This window comes from Acidovorax sp. HMWF018, from assembly GCF_003061035.1.
In the GTDB taxonomy this organism is placed as follows: Bacteria; Pseudomonadota; Gammaproteobacteria; order Burkholderiales; family Burkholderiaceae_C; genus Acidovorax; species Acidovorax delafieldii.
In genome coordinates this window covers 1-1,932 of record NZ_QAIM01000081.1, presented here as the reverse complement: position 1 = coordinate 1,932, position 1,932 = coordinate 1, and the positions used below count along the sequence as shown (strand labels likewise).

The following is a 1,932-nucleotide window of genomic DNA, read 5'->3' as shown; positions in this document are numbered from 1 at the left end:
CAACCCGACGGCCCCAATGAGGCCTCCGTACCCCGTGCGCCCTTTGTGATCGTGGTGGATGGAGACCTGCGCATCGACGGCGCCTTGACCAGCACCAACACCGACGGCACGACGCACCTGGTCGTCAACGGCAACCTGCATGTGCAGAACGCCGTGATCGGCGGACAGCTGGTGTGTGTGCAAGGTGCGCTGCAGGTGCATGACCTGCTTTGGGGCCACTACAACCATGGCGAGCTGCGCGTGCGTGGTGGGCTGCAGGCCCGGGTGACGCTGTTCACCGACGAATACCACGTAGACATCACAGGCCCAGAAAAGGTGGAGTTTTTGCTGGACGAGGTGCGCGGTGTGCCGCACCGTGCGGAGTTCTCGGCCGAGATCGTGGGTGCCGTGTTCGCCCCCGAGTTCCACGAGGGCGTGGACGCCGGCGAAGACGGCCTGGCTCCCATGATCAGCCGCCGCCAGGTGCTGGCCGCCGTGCGGGCAGGCCAGAGCACGGTGCGCAGCAGCGCAGACATCCACGCCTACCAGCCTGTGGCCGACGACCTGTGCGCCGACAACACCATCAGCATCGACAACATCCTGACCGTGGTGCACACGCCAGTGATTGCGCACAAGGAACACAAAGCCTACGGCTGGTTCCAGCAGACTGATTTCTCACTGTGCCAACGGCATGTGGACGAAGAAGGCGACGCGCGCGACGACAACGTGTTCATCACGGTGTGGAAAACCTGGGACTTCTACCTGTCGGTGGAGCAGGTGCCCGCGCCGCGCAACTGGCTGGAGCGCCTGGCCACCAAGCTGTGGCGCCACGCGGCCCCCACGGTCGCCCAGCGCACGCTGCTCTATCGCCGCTACACGCAGGGGGAGCCCGGCGACTGGCAGGTGCTGGCGCCCCCCGCCGAGCCCAGCCACGACCCCGACGCCTGGAAGGCCTGCGAACACGCTTGGCGCGGAGTGCTGGACTATGTGCGCAAGGCCGTGGGCCAGCACCGTGCGCGTTACACCCTTTACCAGCGCCTGCAAGCCACTATGACGGCCGAGCACATCGAGGCCTTCACCAGCCTGCCCGTGTTCACCGAGCAGTACAACGACTGGTGGGACAGCGACCGCAACGGCTACTGGGAGGGCGAGGTCTGGGTGGGGGCGCGCCAGCCCTGCATGCACGACGGCGAACCCTGGGGCCGCGCGCTCAAATACAGCTGGCGCAACGGTGATGACGCGCCGGGCGATGACGAAGACAACGCCCACAGCGCCTACCAGATCCATGTGGACGAGGCGCGCGAGGGGCCGGCCGCTGTCGAGTTCAGCTACGCCCAGCGCCAGAGCGACAGCCGCGCCCCCCTGCCCCGCTGCGCCGCCGACCACATTGCACGCCTGCTGCGCTTTCACGGTCTGGTGCAGGCCCGCATCCGCGCGCGGCACGAAGAGGCGCAGGCTCAGCAGGCCGAGGCCCGCCGCATCGAAGCCGCCGTGCAACTGCTGGCCACCCCATCCTTGCCGCCCGACCTGCCCGATGCGGCCGTGTTTCCCGTCGAACTCATGACGCTGTCGGAGCAATGGCAGGCCGATGGGCAAGCCTACGTAGCGGCCATCCGCGCGCACCAGCTGGCCAACGATGCCAACCGCGCCGAGGCCTCGGCAACAGCCGGTGGCGGCGATGAGGAGAACGGCGCCGAAGAACACGACAACGCCCTGCCCGAAGACCCGCGCAAGGCCGATGCGCCCACCGTGCTGCAACTGGCGCGCGTGGTGAGCCACTGGGCCGACGAAGATCTTGCCACGCGGTTTCGCCAGCGCTTTGCCTTTGCCCCGGATGCCTATGTGGCGCGTGCCGCCCAGGCCGGCCAATTCGTCGGCCCCGTGTTTGTGCTGGACGATGACCGTGTGGTCGCCCGCATCGGCGCGGCCCATGACGACGACGCCCGCTGGGTG

At 68.0% G+C, this 1,932-nt stretch carries 1 protein-coding gene; it reads left to right on the top strand.

Annotation, left to right across the window (positions count from 1 at the left end):
• A partial coding sequence (locus DBR23_RS02945) for a polymer-forming cytoskeletal protein (RefSeq protein WP_146191209.1) occupies positions 1-1,932 on the top strand: 1,932 nt, incomplete at both ends.